At 60.6% G+C, this 19,233-nt stretch carries 15 protein-coding genes and 4 tRNA genes; all 19 read right to left on the bottom strand.

Annotation, left to right across the window (positions count from 1 at the left end; genetic code table 11):
- Positions 1-77 precede the first annotated feature (77 nt).
- Positions 78-545, bottom strand: coding sequence for a 30S ribosomal protein S7 (gene rpsG, locus K7B09_RS02385; RefSeq protein ID WP_223626366.1), 468 nt, complete (start codon positions 543-545; stop codon positions 78-80).
- Positions 546-613: 68 nt separating this feature from the next.
- Positions 614-988 (bottom strand): 30S ribosomal protein S12, encoded by a 375-nt coding sequence (gene rpsL / locus K7B09_RS02380; protein ID WP_223626364.1) that lies wholly within the window; start codon positions 986-988, stop codon positions 614-616.
- Between the two features lie 344 nt (positions 989-1,332).
- A complete protein-coding gene (rpoC, locus tag K7B09_RS02375) occupies positions 1,333-5,526 on the bottom strand; it encodes a DNA-directed RNA polymerase subunit beta' (protein WP_223626362.1) in 4,194 nt (1,397 codons plus the stop codon).
- Between the two features lie 70 nt (positions 5,527-5,596).
- Positions 5,597-9,757 carry a DNA-directed RNA polymerase subunit beta gene (gene rpoB / locus K7B09_RS02370; protein ID WP_223626360.1) on the bottom strand — a complete coding sequence of 1,387 codons (4,161 nt, stop codon included), beginning with the start codon at positions 9,755-9,757 and terminating at the stop codon, positions 5,597-5,599.
- Between the two features lie 243 nt (positions 9,758-10,000).
- Positions 10,001-10,369, bottom strand: a complete 369-nt coding sequence (gene rplL / locus K7B09_RS02365; protein ID WP_223626358.1) for a 50S ribosomal protein L7/L12 — start codon at positions 10,367-10,369, stop codon at positions 10,001-10,003.
- A 59-nt stretch (positions 10,370-10,428) separates the two neighbouring features.
- Positions 10,429-10,968, bottom strand: a complete 540-nt coding sequence (gene rplJ / locus K7B09_RS02360) for a 50S ribosomal protein L10 (protein ID WP_223627723.1) — start codon at positions 10,966-10,968, stop codon at positions 10,429-10,431.
- Positions 10,969-11,322: 354 nt separating this feature from the next.
- A complete protein-coding gene (gene rplA / locus K7B09_RS02355) occupies positions 11,323-12,021 on the bottom strand; it encodes a 50S ribosomal protein L1 (protein WP_223626356.1) in 699 nt (232 codons plus the stop codon).
- Between the two features lie 4 nt (positions 12,022-12,025).
- Complete coding sequence (gene rplK / locus K7B09_RS02350) at positions 12,026-12,454, bottom strand: 50S ribosomal protein L11 (protein ID WP_223626354.1); 429 nt, start codon at positions 12,452-12,454, stop codon at positions 12,026-12,028.
- A 194-nt stretch (positions 12,455-12,648) separates the two neighbouring features.
- Complete coding sequence (gene nusG, locus K7B09_RS02345; RefSeq protein ID WP_223626352.1) at positions 12,649-13,224, bottom strand: transcription termination/antitermination protein NusG; 576 nt, start codon at positions 13,222-13,224, stop codon at positions 12,649-12,651.
- 11 nt (positions 13,225-13,235) lie between these two features.
- A complete protein-coding gene (secE, locus tag K7B09_RS02340) occupies positions 13,236-13,616 on the bottom strand; it encodes a preprotein translocase subunit SecE (RefSeq protein WP_223626350.1) in 381 nt (126 codons plus the stop codon).
- A 42-nt stretch (positions 13,617-13,658) separates the two neighbouring features.
- A tRNA-Trp gene (locus K7B09_RS02335) sits at positions 13,659-13,734 on the bottom strand.
- A gap of 209 nt (positions 13,735-13,943) precedes the next feature.
- Entirely contained in the window at positions 13,944-15,134 is a 1,191-nt protein-coding gene (gene tuf, locus K7B09_RS02330; protein ID WP_223626348.1) for an elongation factor Tu, read from the bottom strand.
- A 52-nt stretch (positions 15,135-15,186) separates the two neighbouring features.
- Positions 15,187-15,262, bottom strand: a tRNA-Thr gene (locus tag K7B09_RS02325).
- Between the two features lie 37 nt (positions 15,263-15,299).
- Positions 15,300-15,373 (bottom strand) — tRNA-Gly (locus K7B09_RS02320).
- A gap of 61 nt (positions 15,374-15,434) precedes the next feature.
- Positions 15,435-15,520: transfer RNA gene (locus K7B09_RS02315), tRNA-Tyr, on the bottom strand.
- A 167-nt stretch (positions 15,521-15,687) separates the two neighbouring features.
- Positions 15,688-16,779, bottom strand: coding sequence for a redox-regulated ATPase YchF (gene ychF, locus K7B09_RS02310; RefSeq protein WP_223626345.1), 1,092 nt, complete (start codon positions 16,777-16,779; stop codon positions 15,688-15,690).
- A 53-nt stretch (positions 16,780-16,832) separates the two neighbouring features.
- Positions 16,833-17,417 carry an aminoacyl-tRNA hydrolase gene (gene pth / locus K7B09_RS02305; protein ID WP_223626343.1) on the bottom strand — a complete coding sequence of 195 codons (585 nt, stop codon included), beginning with the start codon at positions 17,415-17,417 and terminating at the stop codon, positions 16,833-16,835.
- 60 nt (positions 17,418-17,477) lie between these two features.
- Positions 17,478-18,134: a 50S ribosomal protein L25/general stress protein Ctc gene (locus K7B09_RS02300; RefSeq protein ID WP_374348127.1), complete on the bottom strand. Its 657-nt coding sequence runs from the start codon at positions 18,132-18,134 to the stop codon at positions 17,478-17,480.
- Between the two features lie 118 nt (positions 18,135-18,252).
- The gene (locus K7B09_RS02295; protein WP_223626339.1) at positions 18,253-19,212 is read right to left on the bottom strand and encodes a ribose-phosphate diphosphokinase; all 960 of its coding nucleotides are present in this window, start codon (positions 19,210-19,212) and stop codon (positions 18,253-18,255) included.
- Between the last annotated feature and the right edge of the window lie 21 nt (positions 19,213-19,233).

Raw genomic sequence — 19,233 nt, 5'->3', positions numbered from 1 at the left:
AGTGGTGCGCCCCGGATGGGGTCGTGTGGCGGCACAACATCAAGTGCGCCGCCACTGGCCCCGCAGGGCCGTCAAACTCACCAGCGGTAGTGTGCAAACGCCTTGTTGGCGTCAGCCATGCGGTGGGTTTCTTCACGCTTCTTGATGGCGCCACCGCGATTTTCGGAGGCGTCCAGCAACTCGCCAGCCAACTTGCGCGGCATCGAGTTTTCACCGCGCTTGCGGGCCGATTCGATCAGCCAGCGCATGGCCAGCGCCATACGACGCGAGGAGCGCACTTCCACCGGCACTTGATAGGTGGCACCGCCGACGCGGCGCGACTTCACTTCGACCGATGGCGACACATTACCCAGTGCTTTTTCGACCAGCTCCAGCGGGTTGGCATTCTTTTCGCCAATCACTTCCATCGCGCCATACACGATTTTCTCGGCAATCGACTTCTTGCCGCTCTGCATGACCATGTTGATGAAGCGGGCGATGGTTTCGCTTCCGTGCTTCGGATCCGGCAGCACCGAACGCTGCGGGGTATTACCTTTACGCGACATATGCTTATTCTCGTAGGGCGGACTTGAGCCGCCGTTTTCTGCGATGGCGGGTCAAAACCCGGCCGACATTACTTCTTCGGACGCTTGGCGCCGTACTTGGAGCGCGCCTGCTTACGCTTGGCGACACCTGCGGCATCCAACGAACCGCGCACGGTGTGGTAACGCACACCCGGCAGATCCTTGACGCGGCCGCCGCGGATCAGCACCACGCTGTGCTCTTGCAGATTGTGGCCTTCGCCGCCGATGTACGAGATGACCTCGTAACCATTGGTCAGACGCACCTTGGCCACCTTGCGCAGCGCCGAGTTCGGCTTCTTCGGGGTGGTGGTGTAAACACGGGTGCACACGCCACGGCGCTGCGGGCAGTTAGCCAGCGCAGGCGATGTGCTCTTGTAGGTTTCCGGGCTGCGCGGCTTGCGCACCAGCTGGTTGATCGTTGCCATTTCGGGGCTCAGTAGGTGGGCCGAAGCCCATTTGAAAACGAAAGCCGACCGGATCAGACGCAATCCAGTCGACAAGACGAAAAAGTATAGCCCGCGTCCGACTCTTCAGCCACACGCCGCCATACCGAAAAATCACGCCGCCCGCACTGCGAGCAACCATGACTTATCTGCGATCCCGCCTATCCGTAGGCCCAATACGAGGCGCGTCCTGCGACCTCATTTGGTGATCTGGATGGCTTACGCCATCGAAAACCCGCGTATTGTAGACAAGTGCTTGCTGTAATGCAAGCACTTGTGTTTGCCGCACCTGCCTGACGCTGCCGTCAAGCAGATCCAGTGCCACATTACTCTACGGAAGTGCCTTCTGCCGCTGCCGGCTCACCCGCCAAGGTCGCCATTTCTGCTTCGGTCAAGCCAGACGCTCTCTTGCGACGCTGGCTGTGATAAGCCAAACCGGTGCCCGCCGGAATCAAGCGACCAACGATCACGTTTTCCTTCAAGCCGCGCAAGGTATCGCGGGTGCCGCGTACGGCCGCCTCGGTCAATACGCGGGTGGTTTCCTGGAACGATGCCGAGGAAATGAAGGATTCGGTGGCCAGCGAGGCCTTGGTGATCCCCAGCAACACCGGATCCACCTTGACCAGAATTTCGTTGTTGCGGGCCAGGCGTTGGTTTTCCTCGATCGCACGCTGGCGCTCGACTTGCTCGCCATTGAGGTACTTGGAATCCCCCTGATCCACCACTTCGACCTTGCGCAGCATCTGGCGAATGATCACTTCGATGTGCTTGTCGTTGATCTTCACGCCTTGCAGGCGATACACGTCCTGGATTTCCTTCACCAAGTACGCCGCCAGCTCCTCGACGCCCTTCAGGCGCAGGATGTCCTGCGGGCTGGGCTCGCCGTCCACCACGGTTTCGCCTTTCTCCACGTGCTCGCCTTCGAACACGATGATCTGGCGATACTTCGGAATCAGCTCTTCGTGCTCGGTGCCATCGGCGTTCTTCAAGATCAAACGCTGCTTGCCCTTGGTCTCCTTGCCGAAACTGATCATGCCGGAGATTTCGGCAAGGATCGCCGGATCCTTCGGCTTGCGCGCTTCAAACAAGTCCGCCACGCGTGGCAGACCGCCGGTGATGTCGCGGGTCTTGGAGGCTTCCTGCGGGATCTTGGCGACCACGTCGCCCACACCCACAGCGGCACCGTGCTGCAGGTTCACCACCGAGCGCGGCGGCAGCATGTATTGCGCTGGCAAGTCGGTACCAGGAATGTTCAGATCCTTGCCGTCCTTGTCGACGATACGCACCACCGGACGCAGATCCTTGCCCTGCGAGCCGCGACGCTTGGGATCGGTGATTTCACGCGAAGCCAAACCGGTCAGCTCGTCGGTCTTTTCGATCACGGTGACGCCATCGACGAAGTCAATGAAGCGCACAAAACCGGCCACTTCAGAGACGATCGGGTGGTTATGCGGATCCCAGCGCGACACTTCCTGGCCCGCCTTGACGCTACCACCATCCTGTACCTGCAAGGTGGCACCGTAGGGCAGCTTGTAGCGCTCGCGCTCGCGGCCGTGGTTGTCCAGCACCGAGAGTTCACCGGAGCGCGACACTGCCACCAGGTGGCCATCGGCGTGCTTGACGAACTTCAGGTTGTTGAACTTCACCGAGCCCGTGGTCTTCACCGTCACGTTATCGATCGCCGCCGCACGCGACGCGGCACCACCGATATGGAAGGTACGCATGGTGAGCTGGGTACCCGGCTCACCGATCGACTGCGCTGCCACCACACCCACGGCTTCACCGTGGTTGACCAGATGTCCACGGCCCAGGTCACGACCATAGCAATGCGCGCACACGCCGAAGCTGGCTTCACAGGTAATCGTGCTGCGCACCTTGATCGACTGCACGCCAGCATCTTCCAGCTTGGCGACCCACTGTTCGTCGAGCAGGGTGTTGCGGGTGACGAACGGGTCTTCGTCATTGCCCGGCAGGTACACATCTTCGGCCACCACGCGACCCAGCACGCGATCCTTCAGCGGCTCGACCACGTCGCCGCCTTCCACGATCGGGGTCATGGTCAGGCCAGTCAGGGTACCGCAATCGGAGCTGGTGATCACCACGTCCTGCGCCACATCGACCAGGCGACGGGTCAGGTAACCCGAGTTCGCGGTCTTCAGCGCGGTATCGGCCAAGCCCTTGCGGGCGCCGTGGGTGGAGATGAAGTACTGCTGGACGTTCAGGCCTTCGCGGAAGTTGGAAGTAATCGGGGTCTCGATGATCGAGCCATCCGGCTTGGCCATCAAGCCGCGCATACCGGCCAGCTGGCGAATCTGCGCCTGCGAACCGCGCGCACCGGAGTCAGCCATGATGTAGATCGAGTTCATCGACTTCTGATCGATGATCTCGCCCTTGGCATTGACCACCTTCTCGGTGCCGATGGTGTCCATCATCGCCTTGGCCACGCGTTCATTGGTGCGCGACCAGATGTCCACCACCTTGTTGTAACGCTCGCCACCGGTGACCAAGCCGCTTTGGTACTGCTGCTGGATTTCCAGCACCTCGGCTTCGGCCTCGTCGAGAATGCCCTTCTTTTCGTTCGGGATGATCATGTCGTCGATGCCGATCGACACGCCGGCGCGGGTGGCGTAGGCGAAACCGGTGTACATCAGCTTGTCGGCGAACACCACCGTGTCCTTCAGACCCAGCATGCGGTAGCAGCTGTTGATCAGGCGGCTGATGTTCTTCTTAGTCAATTCGGTGTTGGCCAGTGCGAACGGCAAGCCTTCCGGCAGGATCTCGCGCAGCAGCGCGCGACCGACGGTGGTGTCGACGATGGAGGTCTTCTGCTCGAAGCTGCCATCCTCGTTCTTCACCTTTTCGCTGATGCGCACCTTGCACTTGGCGTGCAATTGCACCACGCGGTTGTCGTAGGCACGCTTCACTTCGGCGATATTGGCAAACACCATGCCCTCGCCCGCCTTGTTTTCCAGCGCACGGGTCATGTAGTACAAGCCCAACACCACGTCCTGCGACGGCACGATGATCGGCTCGCCGTTGGCCGGCGACAGGATGTTGTTGGACGCCATCATCAGTGCGCGCGCTTCCAGCTGCGCTTCCAGCGACAGCGGCACGTGCACGGCCATCTGGTCACCGTCGAAGTCGGCGTTGAACGCGGTACACACCAGCGGGTGCAACTGGATCGCCTTGCCTTCGATCAGCACCGGCTCGAACGCCTGGATACCCAAACGATGCAGGGTCGGGGCGCGGTTCAGCAGCACCGGATGTTCGCGGATCACCTCTTCGAGGATGTCCCACACTTCCGCTTCTTCACGCTCGACCAGCTTCTTGGCCGCCTTGATGGTGGTGGCGAGGCCACGCACTTGCAGCTTGGCAAAGATGAAGGGCTTGAACAGTTCCAGCGCCATTTTCTTGGGCAGGCCGCACTGGTGCAGCTTGAGGTACGGACCGACCACGATGACCGAGCGACCGGAGTAGTCCACGCGCTTGCCGAGCAGGTTCTGGCGGAAGCGACCCTGCTTGCCCTTGATCATGTCGGCCAAGGATTTCAGCGGACGCTTGTTGGTGCCGGTGATGGCGCGGCCGCGGCGGCCGTTGTCCATCAGCGCGTCCACCGACTCCTGCAGCATACGCTTCTCGTTGCGCACGATGATGTCCGGTGCATTGAGTTCCAGCAGCCGGCGCAAACGGTTGTTGCGGTTGATGACGCGCCGGTACAGATCGTTCAGATCCGAGGTCGCAAAACGACCACCATCCAACGGCACCAGCGGGCGCAGATCCGGCGGCAGCACCGGCAGCACGGTCATCACCATCCACTCGGGACGGTTGCCCGATTCCAGGAACGCCTCAACCAGCTTGATCCGCTTGGTCAGGCGCTTGAGCTTGGTTTCGCTACCGGTGGACGCAATTTCCTCCTTCAGCTGCACCATCTCGCTTTGCAGGTCGATCGTGCGCAGCAGGTCGTACACAGCTTCGGCACCCATCGCGGCGTCGAAATCCTCGCCGTGCTCGGAGCGTGCGGTCATGTACTGTTCTTCGGTCAGCAGCTGACCGCGTTCCATCGGCGTCAAGCCCGGCTCGGTCACCACGAACGCTTCGAAATACAGGATGCGTTCGATGTCACGCAGGGTCATGTCCAGCATCAAGCCAATCCGCGACGGCAGCGACTTGAGGAACCAGATATGCGCAACCGGTGAGGCCAAATCAATGTGGCCCATACGCTCGCGGCGGACCTTGGCCAAGGTCACTTCGGTGCCGCACTTTTCGCAGACCACGCCGCGGTGCTTCATGCGCTTGTACTTGCCGCACAGGCACTCGTAGTCCTTGATCGGGCCGAAGATGGCCGCGCAGAACAGGCCATCTCGCTCCGGCTTGAAGGTGCGGTAGTTGATCGTTTCCGGCTTTTTGACTTCGCCGTAAGACCACGAACGGATCAAGTCGGGTGAAGCCAGCGCGATCTTGATGGCATCGAAATCCAGCGTCTGGCGCTGCTGGTTGAACAGATTAAGCAAGTCTTTCATTTGAATTCTCCGGATCGAGGGGTATGAACATTCGAACTGGCGCGACCGTGTGGCCGCGCCGTTGCGATACTCAGTTCTCCTCAAGCTCCATATTGATGGCCAGACTGCGGATTTCCTTCACCAACACGTTGAAGGATTCCGGCATGCCGGCGACCATCTCGTATTCACCATCGACGATGTTCTTGTACATCTGGTTACGGCCCTGCACGTCGTCGGACTTCACCGTCAGCATTTCCTGCAGGGTGTAGGCCGCGCCGTAGGCTTCCAGCGCCCAGACTTCCATTTCACCGAAGCGCTGGCCGCCGAACTGCGCCTTGCCGCCCAGCGGCTGCTGGGTGACCAGCGAGTACGGGCCAGTCGAACGCGCATGCATCTTGTCGTCGACCAAGTGATTCAACTTCAGCATGTGCATGTAGCCCACCGTGGTCTGGCGATCAAACGCTTCGCCGGTGCGCCCATCGAACAGCTGGGTCTGGCCGGATTCGGGCAAGTCGGCCAGTTTCAGCATCGCCTTGATTTCGGCTTCGCTGGCACCGTCGAACACCGGGGTGGCCATCGGCACGCCATCGGTGAGGTTCTTCGCCAGCGCCAGCAATTCGGCATCGCTGAACTGGGTGAGGTCCACGCGCTCCAGGTGGGTCTTGCGATCGTGGTTGTAGATCTCGTCGAGGAACTTGCGCAGCTCGGCGACCTTGGCCTGCGCGTCCAGCATGCGCTGGATCTTCTGGCCCAAGCCCTTGGCCGCAAGGCCTAGGTGAACTTCGAGCACCTGCCCGATGTTCATACGCGAGGGCACGCCCAGCGGGTTCAACACGATGTCCACGGTCTGGCCATCGGCCATGTAGGGCATGTCCTCGACCGGCACGATCTTCGACACCACACCCTTGTTGCCGTGACGGCCAGCCATCTTGTCACCCGGTTGGATGCGGCGCTTCACCGCCAGGAATACCTTGACCATTTTCAGCACGCCCGGTGCCAAATCGTCACCTTGGGTAATTTTGCTGCGCTTGTCGGTGAACCGCTTATCGAACTCCTGCTGATGTGCTTCGAGCTGCTTGGCAGCACGTTCGATGGCTTCGGCTGCGACTTCATCCTTCATTCGCAGCTGCAACCAATCCGCTTTGCGGATGCCATCCAGCACCAGCGAAGACACGGTGTCGCCCTTCTTCACGCCCGGGCCACCATTGGCTACCTTGCCCAGCAGCTGCTCACGCAGACGGGCATAGATTGCCGCTTCCAAGATGCGGAACTGGTCGTCGAAATCCTTCTTCACGCGACGGATTTCGCTTTCTTCGATCTGGCGTGCGCGCTTGTCTTTTTCGATACCGTCGCGGGTGAACACCTGCACGTCGATGACCACGCCATCCATGCCCGGCGGCACGCGCAACGAGCTGTCCTTCACGTCCGAGGCCTTCTCGCCAAAGATCGCGCGCAGCAGTTTTTCTTCCGGGGTCAGCTGGCTCTCGCCCTTCGGCGTGACCTTACCCACCAGAATGTCGCCGGCACGCACCTCTGCGCCGATATACACAACACCGGATTCATCCAGTCGGTTCAGCGCGTTTTCGCTGACGTTGGGAATATCGGCAGAGATTTCTTCCGGCCCCAACTTGGTGTCACGCGCTTGCACGGTGAGTTCTTCGATGTGAATCGTGGTGTAACGATCCTCTTCGACCACGCGCTCGGAAAGCAGGATCGAGTCTTCGAAGTTGTAACCATTCCACGGCATGAACGCGATCAACATGTTCTGACCCAGTGCCAGTTCACCGATGTCGGTGGAAGGGCCGTCGGCCAACACGTCACCACGCGCCACCACGTCCCCCACCACCACCAACGGACGCTGGTTGATGCAGGTGTTCTGGTTGGAACGGGTGTATTTGATCAGCGAATAGATATCCACGCCAGCATCGGCTTCACTGGAGATTTCGTTCTCGTTGATCTTGACCACAATACGGCCGGCATCGATCTGCTCGACCACGCCACCACGCCGCGCGTTCACGGTCACGCCCGAGTCACGCGCCACCGCGCGCTCGATACCGGTGCCGACCAGCGGCTTTTGCGCACGCAAGGTCGGCACCGCCTGCCGCTGCATGTTGGCACCCATCAATGCGCGATTGGCGTCATCGTGCTCCAGGAACGGCACCAGCGCCGCCGCCACCGACACAGTCTGCATCGGCGACACATCCATGTAGTGGATCTCGCTCGGCGGCTTCAACAGGTTTTCGCCCTGGAAGCGGCAAGCCACGAACTGCGCGGTAATCGTGCCCTTGGCATCGCGCTGCGCATTGGCCTGCGCAATCACATATTCGTTTTCTTCGATCGCCGACAGGAATTCAATGTCGTCGGTGACGTGGCCATCCACCACCTTGCGGTATGGGGTTTCCAGGAAGCCGTACGAGTTGGTGCGCGCGAACACCGCCAGTGAATTGATCAGGCCGATGTTCGGGCCTTCCGGTGTTTCGATGGTGCACACGCGGCCGTAATGGGTGGGGTGCACGTCGCGCACTTCGAAGCCGGCGCGTTCGCGGGTCAGACCACCCGGGCCGAGCGCCGAGACACGACGCTTGTGGGTCACTTCCGACAACGGATTATTTTGATCCATGAATTGCGACAGCTGCGAGGAGCCGAAGAATTCCTTGATTGCCGCCGCCACTGGCTTGGCATTGATCAAATCCTGCGGCGACAGGCCATCGGCTTCGGCCATCGACAGGCGTTCCTTGACCGCACGCTCCACGCGCACCAAGCCAACACGGAACACGTTCTCCGCCATTTCACCGACCGAACGCACGCGGCGGTTACCCAGATGGTCGATGTCATCCACCACGCCACGGCCGTTGCGGATTTCGCACAGCACCTTCATCACGTCCAGGATGTCGGAACCTTGGCCGCATTCCTTGCGCAGGCGCACGGACTCCTCGTCCTTGCGATCGGCGAAGTACTTGGCATCGTACAGGATCGAAGCGCCGGTGACTTCCTTGCGGCCCAGGCGGCGGTTGAACTTCATCCGGCCAACACTCGACAGGTCGTAGCGCTCGAAGGTGAAGAACAAGTTGTGGAACAGGTTCTGCGCGGCGTCCTTGGTCGGCGGTTCGCCCGGACGCATCATCCGATAGATTTCGACCAAAGCATCAAGCTGGGTCTTGGTCGAATCAATCCGCAAAGTGTTGGACAGATACGCGCCACGATCCAGGTCATTGATCCACAACGTGCCTACCGACTGAATGCCAGCCTTGCGCAGCTTTTCCAGGCTGTCGAAGGTGATTTCGTCATTGGCCGTGGCCAGCAACTCACCGGTGGCCGGATCAATCACGTCGTGCGACAGGATACGGCCGGCAATGTAATCGTCCGGCACTGCGAGCGCGGCAATGCCAGCGGCTTCCAGTTGCTTCACATGACGCGCAGTGATGCGTTTGCCGGCTTCCACGATGACCTTGTCACCATCGGCCAGATCAAAGTCCAGGGTTTCGCCACGCAGCCGCTCCGGCACCAGCTCCAGCTGCACGCCTTCGGCTTCGATATGGAACACGTTGATGTCGAAAAACTCGTTCAACATCTCTTCGTTGTTGTAACCCAATGCGCGTAACAGCACCGACACCGGCAACTTGCGGCGGCGGTCGATACGGGTGAACAGCGCGTCTTTCGGATCGAATTCGAAATCCAACCACGAGCCGCGATACGGGATCACGCGGGCCGAGAACAGCAACTTGCCGGAGCTGTGGGTCTTGCCACGATCGTGGTCGAAGAACACGCCGGGCGAACGGTGCAGCTGCGACACAATGACGCGTTCGGTACCGTTGACAATGAAGGTGCCGTTGCCGGTCATGAGCGGAATTTCGCCCATGTAGACTTCCTGCTCCTTCACATACTTGATGGCCTTGGTGGACGACTCACGGTCGTAAATCACCAACCGCACGGTCACCTTCAAGGGTGCGCCGTAGGACAGGCCACGGGTGCGGCACTCACGTTCGTCGAACGCCGGCTCGCCCAAGCGGTAACCCACATATTCCAGTGCAGCGTTGCCGCTGTAGCTGGAAATCGGAAACACCGACTTCAACGCGGCATGCAGGCCACGATCTTCGCGCTTGGCGGCTTCGGTATTTTCTTGCAGAAACTCGCGATAGGAGTCGACCTGGATGGCGAGCAGGAACGGCACTTCAAGGATCGAGCGGCGCTTGCCGAAGTCCTTGCGGATGCGCTTTTTTTCGGTGAACGAATAGTGTTTGGCGGTAGTCATGGAGCGTGCGCCTCGTCATTGGTGGCCACATGCATGCGGCCAGCGGGGGAATACGGGTTTGCGACAGGAACTGACAGTTGGAAGTTGCTGGTATTGCCGGCACCAGCACGCCTTCTCCCGCTACTTCCGACTGTCAACTCAACTCAAACTGCAGCAGTTCTCTAACAACGGCCAAAGGCCGGGGACTTTCGTCCCCAGCCTTCGGTGGTCGCCAGCAAGTTAGCCAGGCGACGCAAATCAGGATTACTTGACTTCGACGGTCGCGCCGGCGGCTTCAAGATCCTTCTTCATCTTCGCAGCGTCGTCCTTCGACACGCCTTCCTTCACGGTGCCGCCGGCCTCGGTGAGGTCCTTGGCTTCCTTCAGGCCGAGGCCGGTGATCGCGCGCACCGCCTTGATCACTTCAACCTTCTTGTCGCCAGCGGACTTCAGGATGACGTTGAACTCGGTCTGCTCTTCGACAACAGCAGCGGCCGCAGCCGGGCCGGCAGCCATCACCGGAGCCGCAGCGGAAACGCCAAACTTCTCTTCGATGGCCTTCACCAGGTCCATCACTTCCATCAGCGACTTGGCGGCGATCGCATCGACGATTTGCTCGTTGGTCAGGGACATTTCAATTACCTCTGGATATGTTTCGTTTGAATGGGAACGTTGTCAGATCAGTGTGCGAATCAGGCCGGTTCGGCCTGTACCTCGGCGTCTTCCGCCGGGGCTTCGTCGCCACCGCCTTGCAGATCGGCCACGGCCTTGACCGCACGGGCGAACATCGCCGCCGGTTCGGCCAGCACGCGGGCCAGCATGGCCAGTGCCTGATCGCGGGTCGGCAAGGATGCCAACACTTCGACGTGGCTGGCCGGATACTGCTGGCCACCCACAACAACGATCTTCGGTTGCAGCTTGTCGTTGCCCTTGGCAAATTCCTTGATCAGGCGCCCGGCAGCACCGGGTTCCTCGGTCGAGAATGCGTACAGCAGCGGACCCACCATCGAGTCTTTTGCTACTTCATACTCAGTGCCGGACACAGCACGTGCAGCCAGGGTGTTCTTGACAACTTTCAAGAACACGCCGGTTTCACGGGCTTGCTTGCGCATCGCGGTCATCTGCGACACGGTGGTACCGGCATACTCGGCCGCGATCAGGGAGTGTGCCGAAGCGGCGATTTCCGCCACTTCTGCGACAACGTCCTTTTTCTGGGACAGATTGAGAGCCATAGTCACTCCTTCGTTGAACGCCGCCTGCGACTCCAGCCGCGGGCGGTCCTGGGCGATGTCGATCCTTGACATCGGGGATGCGGCGCATCCCGGCGGTGACCATCTGAGAGCTGTCTAAATGAACATTCCAGAAGGGCATCACCATCTACGCAGGCCAGCATCCATGCGGATACCGATTAAGCGAGCCCGCCTTTGGCAACGGCGAATCCATGCCGTGTGAGCATCCTTGCCCGTCGTTGCCACGCGCAGACCGCACCTGCGGTCTTTGACGGCTTCCGCATCGTTTCATGGATGCGGGGCCTTCAAAATTCGGATTGCCTGACCTTCTCCCGCAAGCGGAAGAAGGAAAAGCGATTACTTCAGGCTCAACGAGCTCTGGTCCACGGTCACGCCGGGGCCCATCGTGGAGCTGAGCGAAATCTTCTGCAGGTATTGACCCTTCGACGTTGCCGGCTTGGCCTTCACCAAGTCCACCAACAGCGCCTGCAGGTTGCCCTTCAGCGCATCGTTGTCGAAGTTGGCCTTGCCAATGGTGCAGTGGATGATGCCAGCCTTGTCGGTGCGGTAGCGCACCTGACCTGCCTTGGCATTGCGCACCGCGCCCGCCGCATCCGGCGACACCGTGCCCACCTTCGGATTCGGCATCAAGCCGCGCGGGCCCAGCACCTGGCCCAGCTTGCCCACCACGCGCATTGCGTCCGGGGTCGCGATGACTACGTCGTAATTCAGCTCGCCACCCAGCATGCGCTCGGCCAGATCATCCATGCCCACCACGTCGGCACCTGCGGCCAAGGCTTCGTCAGCCTTCGCGCCAGCCGGGCAGAACACCGCCACGCGCACCGATTTGCCGGTACCGGCCGGCAGCACGGTGGAACCGCGCACCTGCTGGTCGGACTTCTTGGCATCCACGCCAAGACGCACGGCCACGTCGATCGCCTCGACGAACTTGGCCTTGCTGTTGTCTTTCAAAATCTTCAGGGCTTCTTCAATGGCATACGCCTTGCCCGGAACGGTTGCGGCAAGGATCGCCTTCTGTCGCTTGTTCAGTGCCATCGTCTTAGCCCTCTACTACCAGACCCATGGAACGGGCCGAGCCCGCAATCGTGCGCACTGCCGCGTCCAGATCGGCCGCAGTCAAATCCGCTTCCTTCGCCTTGGCGATGCCTTCCAGCTGCGCGCGCGTCACTTTGCCCACCTTGTCGGTGTTCGGACGCTTGGAGCCAGACGTGATCCCCACAGCCTTCTTCAACAGCACCGTAGCTGGCGTGCTTTTGGTAACGAAGGTGAAGGTACGGTCGGAATAGGCGGTGATGATGACCGGTGTCGGCAGACCCGGTTCCAGCTTGGAGGTTGCGGCATTGAACGCCTTGCAGAACTCCATGATGTTCAGGCCGCGTTGACCCAGCGCAGGGCCCACGGGCGGCGAGGGGTTGGCCTGGCCGGCCTTCACCTGCAGCTTGATATAACCTACGACTTTCTTTGCCATGACTCTGTCTCCGGGTGCAAACGCCTGCTTTCAGGCTCCCCATCGGACCGGGAACATCAATGTCTCCGTGGCGCGCGTCCCGGTATCACGCACCACGTTGTCTTTCATGGCGACGGCCGCGCATGGCGGCCGAGGCTTTCCAACCCCTGGAAGGGAGCCGGCTACTGTAACAGGTTTTGACCCGGTAGTGGGGCTTAGGCCTTTTCGACCTGAGCGAACTCCAACTCCACGGGCGTGGAACGACCAAAGATCAGCACCGCAACGCGCAGGCGGCTCTTTTCGTAATTGATTTCTTCGACCACGCCATTGAAGTCGTTGAACGGGCCATCGATCACGCGCACCATCTGACCCGGCTCGAACAACACCTTCGGCTTTGGCTTTTCCACGCCATCCTGCACGCGCTGCAAGATGGCATCAGCCTCTTCATCGCGGATCGGCAACGGGCGATCCGCCGTGCCGCCAATGAATCCCATCACCTTCGGGGTTTCTTTCACCAGATGCCAAGACTCGCTGTCCATGCGCGGAATGCCATCTTCCAGATGGGTAGCAATTTGCACCAGGACGTAGCCAGGGAAAAATTTGCGTTCGGAACGGCGCTTCTGGCCAGCGCGCATCTCGATGATTTCCTCGGTGGGAACCAAGACATCGCCGAAGCGGTCTTGCATCTCCATCCGCGCAATACGATCACGCAGCGCCTGAGCTACCGGCTTTTCAAAGCCGGAGTAGGCGTGAACGACATACCAGCGCTTGATAACTTCGGAATTACTCACTGAATTCTCCATCAGGAACCAAGCAGCGCTTGCACGCTGAGCTGGATGATCCAGTCCATCGCCGCCAAAATGAGGCTGATCACGATCACGGCCGCAATCACCACCCACATGGTTTTGCTGGCCTCTTGGCGGGTCGGCCACACCACTTTGCGCAGCTCGAAGCGAGACTCCTTGAGAAACTCGCGCGCCTGTACGCCCTTGGCAGTACCGATGAATACGACGGCAGCCAACACCACAGCAACCACCACCATGAGTGTGCGCACGATACCGGGCCACTGCCCGTCGAAGTAGTAGTAGCCGGCAATTCCTGCCGCCACCAACAACAAGGCCAGTGCGTACTTCACGATATCCGCTGAGTTTGCGGATGGGTTGGGCAGCGTATTGCTGGTCAAGGCATGATCTCTCTGCAAAAGCCAAACCGGCACCTCGCCGGATGGCACGCCAGGAGGGACTCGAACCCCCAACCTGCGGTTTTGGAGACCGCTGCTCTGCCAATTGAGCTACTGGCGTATCGATAAAACATTACAACTTCCGAAAACAGCAACGGCGGCTTGCGCCGCCTGCCGAAGTTCCGACATGCTTGGCGGCTTGTCGAAACCAGCTCCCCGGTCTTGCCTTGGGGATGATGCATTTTAATTCCAGAACCGAATCCCCGACCAGCTCGCTCGGGGATGATGCACCCGCCGCAGTCGTGCGCGCCAGGCGCGCACGGGCGGATATCACTTGATGATCTTCGCCACCACGCCGGCGCCGACGGTACGGCCACCTTCGCGGATCGCAAAGCGCAGGCCTTCGTCCATCGCCACCGGGTTGATCAGCGTCACCACCATCTTGATGTTGTCGCCCGGCATCACCATCTCCACGCCTTCCGGCAAGGTGACAGCACCGGTGATGTCGGTGGTGCGGAAGTAGAACTGCGGACGGTAGCCCTTGAAGAACGGGGTATGCCGGCCACCTTCATCCTTGCTCAGCACGTACACCTCGGCTTCAAACTCGGTGTGCGGGGTGATCGAACCCGGCTTGCACAGCACCTGGCCGCGCTCCACGTCGTCACGCTTGGTGCCACGCAGCAGCAGACCCGCGTTGTCGCCCGCCTGACCCTGATCCAGCAACTTGCGGAACATTTCCACGCCGGTCACGGTGGTCTTCTGGGTCGGACGGATACCGACAATTTCGATTTCCTCGCCCACCTTGATCACGCCGCGCTCGATGCGACCGGTCACCACGGTGCCGCGGCCCGAGATCGAGAACACGTCTTCCACCGGCATCAGGAACGGCTTGTCGATCGCACGCTCCGGCTCCGGGATCCAGGTGTCCAGCGCATCCACCAGCTTGATGATCGCCGGCACGCCAATCTCGCTCTGGTCGCCTTCCAGCGCCATGCGCGCAGAACCGGCGATGATCGGGGTGTCGTCGCCCGGGAAGTCGTACTTGCTCAGCAGCTCGCGTACTTCCATTTCCACCAGTTCCAGCAGCTCGGCATCGTCCACCATGTCAGCCTTGTTCAGGAACACGACGATGTACGGCACGCCCACCTGACGCGACAGCAGGATGTGCTCGCGGGTCTGCGGCATCGGGCCATCCGCGGCCGAGCACACCAGAATCGCGCCGTCCATCTGCGCCGCACCGGTGATCATGTTCTTCACATAGTCGGCGTGGCCCGGGCAGTCCACGTGCGCGTAGTGACGGTTCGGGCTTTCGTATTCCACGTGCGCCGTCGAGATCGTGATCCCGCGCGCCTTTTCTTCCGGCGCCGCATCGATTGCACCGTAGTCCTTGAACTCGCCACCGAAACGCTCTGCGCCCACCTTGGTCAGCGCCGCCGTCAGCGTCGTCTTGCCGTGGTCCACGTGACCGATCGTGCCCACGTTCACGTGGGGCTTGGTGCGTTCGAACTTACCCTTTGCCATGGCTGCGTCTCGCTGGAGTTGCCTGCCGAAGCAAGCGTGGAATTACTGAAGATGGTGCTCACGAAAGGAATCGAACCTTCGACCTCCTCCTTACCAAGGAGGTGCTCTACCGACTGAGCTACGTGAGCAGATTTTCGAAGCAGGTCGTGCGCTGTAATGCAATGGTGGAGCGGGAGACGGGAATCGAACCCGCGCTAGTAGCTTGGAAGGCTACAGTTCTACCATTGAACTACTCCCGCACCGGGAGACCTGCCTTGTTGCGCCGCCGGCTGGTAAGGCCGACGATTTGAAACATGAAGCTGGTGGAGGGAGGTGGATTCGAACCACCGAAGGCGTAAGCCAGCAGATTTACAGTCTGCCCCCGTTGGCCGCTTGGGTATCCCTCCGAGTTTGCTGAAGGAATGAACCCCCTCAAACAGCCCGTTATTTTGGCGGGCGGATTGCGCCCTGTCAACGGGGGAACTCGAAAATTTCAAAGATTCCTGCGCGTGCGGCGCAAGTCCCGGCCCAGCCCGTGCGAGTCACTGCTGCAGCAACCAACCTGATGCGCGGCTCAGACGTTGAAACGGAAGTGCAACACATCGCCTTCCTGGACGCGATATTCCTTGCCTTCCAAACGCAACCGGCCCACATCACGTGCGCCGGCTTCGCCGCGGTATTTGATGAAATCGTCATAGCCAATCGTTTCGGCGCGAATGAAGCCTTTCTCGAAATCGGTATGGATGACTGCTGCGGCCTGCGGCGCCGTGGAACCGACCTTGACCGTCCACGCGCGCACTTCCTTCACACCCGCGGTGAAGTAGGTCTGCAAGCCCAACAATTCGTAAGCAGCCCGAATCACGCGGTTCAAGCCAGGCTCTTCCAGCCCCAAATCGGTCAGGAAGGCATCGCGGTCGACATCGTCGAGCTGGCTCAACTCTTCTTCGATGGCGGCACACACCGGCACCACTTTTGCGCCTTCGGTCTGCGCACGTGCGCGCACAGCATCCAGATGCGGGTTGTTTTCGAACCCATCTTCCATCACGTTGGCCACGTACATCACCGGCTTCATGGTGAGCAGGAACAACTCGCGAATGGCCAGCTTTTCCTCGTCGTCCAGCGCCACTGTGCGGGCGGCCTTGCCCTCATCCAGTGCGGCGCGCAGTTTGCCCAGCACCGCGATCTTGGCTTTGGCGTCCTTGTCGCCCCCCTTGGCCACGCGCTCATAGCGGTTGATGGCCTTATCGACCGATTCCAGATCGGCCAGCGCCAATTCGGTGTCGATGGTGTCGATGTCGGCCAGCGGATCGACCTTGTTGTTGACGTGAATCACGTCATCGTTATCGAAACAACGCACCACATGCGTAATCGCATCCACTTCACGGATGTGCGCCAGGAACTTGTTGCCAAGACCTTCGCCGCTGGCTGCGCCGGCCACAAGGCCTGCGATGTCGACAAATTCCACTGCGGTGGGGATGCACTTCTGCGGTTTGACGATCTCGGCCAATGCGGCAAGGCGCGGATCCGGTACCGGCACCACGCCCACGTTCGGCTCGATCGTGCAGAACGGGAAATTGGCAGCCGCAATCCCGGCCTTGGTCAGCGCGTTGAACAGGGTGGACTTGCCGACGTTGGGCAGACCGACGATGCCGCATTTGATACCCATGATGCGTATTGCTCCGTTGCCACGCCGGCAGCAAGCCGGCGCGATGATGAAATTTAAGGCGTGCGCGGCGTATGCAGCCGCGTCATCGCATCTGCAAAACTACCTGACACCACTTGCGGCAGTACGTCGGCTGCATCGCCAATGGCGCGCAGGATCATCGCCTCATCGGCGGCGCCCGGACGCCCCAGTACCCACGGTGTCACATGATCTTTGTGCCCCGGATGGCCAATGCCGATCCGCAGGCGGTGGAACTTGCCGTGCCCGAGCAGCCGGATGGTGTCGCGCAGGCCGTTTTGCCCGCCATGGCCACCATCGAACTTGAGCCGCGCCGTACCCGGCGGCAGGTCCAGCTCATCGTGCACTACCAGCATCTCTTCCGGCTCGATCTTCCAGTAGCGCAATGCTGCAGTGATCGACTTGCCGCTGGCATTCATGAACGTTGCCGGCCGCAGCAGCCAGACCGTTTGTCCGCCAATACTGATTTTGGCAGTCTCGCCAAACAGCTTGCTCTCCAGCCCAAAGCGCAGGCCAGCACCCAATGCCAGCGCGTCAATAAACCAGAACCCGGCGTTGTGCCGGGTTCGGGTGTATTCGGCACCGGGATTACCCAGCCCGACGATGAGACGAATCCCTGCCATGACAGGTGAATCGATCCTTCCCATCCTGCCCGCGACTGCAAGCAGGATGAGCGGGAACGATTACTTGGCGTCCTTCTTGGACGCTTTGGTGGCCGGCACTTCGGCGGTAGCCGGTGCCGCGCTGTCCACGGCTTCTTCCTTGCCGTGCTTGGCCACAACCACGGCCACGTCGTGCTCCTTGCCCAACTTCAGCGCCGGCAATTCCACACCGGCCGGCAGCGTCAGGTCGGACAAATGCACCACGCCGCCCACGGCCAGGTTGGCCAGATCCACTTCAAGGGCGCTGGGCAGATCCTTCGGCAAGCAGCTGATTTCCACTTCGGTCAGCTCGTGCATGATGACCACGCCACCGGTCTTGCCGGCCGGCGAGCTGTCTTGGTTCAGGAAGTGCAACTGCACCTTGGTGCGCAGGGCCTGGTTGGCGTCCACGCGCTGGAAATCCAGATGCATGATCAGCTGCTTGTACGGGTGGCGCTGCATATCACGCAGCAGCACTTGCTCGACCTTGCCATCGATGTCGAGGTTCAGCAACGACGAGTAGAACCACTCGTGCTGGCTGGCCAGCCAAATGGCTTCGTGCTCGATCTGGATGGATTGCGGGGCGGCGCTGCCGCCGTAGACGATGGCCGGCAGCTGAGCGGCATGACGCAGGCGGCGGCTCGCACCCTTCCCCTCGGCATTGCGGCTCGCGGCCTTGATGGTGTGTTCAGACATGATGATGACTCACTTTTATTGCAATGAAGCCGCCTCGCGGCGGCGATAACACTCATCCGCGACCAGATGAGTGGGGTGCGCTGCCGGCAAACCGGCAACGCGGGATTCCAAGGCCGCAACGTCAGTCGACGTAGAGCGAGCTGACAGATTCACCGAAGGTCATGCGGCGAATGGTTTCGGCCAGCAATTCGGCCACGCTGAGCTGCCGCACCTTGCCACAGGCTTTGGCCGCTGGCGACAACGGGATGGTGTCGGTGACCACCAACTCATCCAGCAAGGACTTGTTCAAGTTGTCGATGGCTGCACCCGACAGCACGGGATGCACGCAGTACGCCACCACCTTCAATGCGCCGCGCTCTTTCAGCGCGTTGGCGGCGGCGCACAGGGTGCCAGCGGTATCCACGATGTCATCCACCAGCACGCAGGTTTTGCCCGCAACATCACCGATGATGTTCATCACGGTGGCCACATTGGCCTTCGGGCGACGCTTGTCGATGATGGCCAGTTCCGCATCGTCGAGGCGCTTGGCAATCGCGCGCGCGCGCACCACACCGCCCACGTCGGGCGACACCACAATCACGTTGTCGGTGCCATGCGTGCGCCAGATATCGGCCAGCAGCAACGGCGAGGCATAGACATTGTCCACCGGCACATCGAAGAACCCTTGGATCTGATCGGCATGCAAATCCACGGTGAGCACGCGGTCGGTATCCACCGCGCTGAACATTTTGGCCGCCACTTTGGCGGTAATCGGCACACGCGCCGAGCGCGGGCGACGGTCTTGGCGGGCATAGCCGAAATACGGCACCACCGCCGTCACGCTGGCCGCCGAGGCGCGCTTGAGTGCATCGATCAGCACCAGCAATTCCATGAAATTTTCAGCCGACGGCGCATTGGTAGGCTGGATCACGTACACCTCTTGCCGGCGCACGCTTTCTTCAATCTCGACTTGCACTTCGCCATCGGAAAAACGGCTGATGAGCGCCTTGCCCGGCCGCACGCCCAACTCGCGGCAGACAGCATCGGCCAGCGGACGATTGGCATTCCCGGAGAAAACCAAAAAATTCGAGTCGTCTTGCATGTCGATGGCCGAATGGAGAAC

This window comes from Thermomonas beijingensis, assembly GCF_020034655.1.
In the GTDB taxonomy this organism is placed as follows: domain Bacteria; phylum Pseudomonadota; class Gammaproteobacteria; order Xanthomonadales; family Xanthomonadaceae; genus Thermomonas; species Thermomonas beijingensis.
The sequence above is the reverse complement of the archived record's forward strand: the minus strand, read 5'-3'. Positions and strand labels throughout refer to the sequence as shown.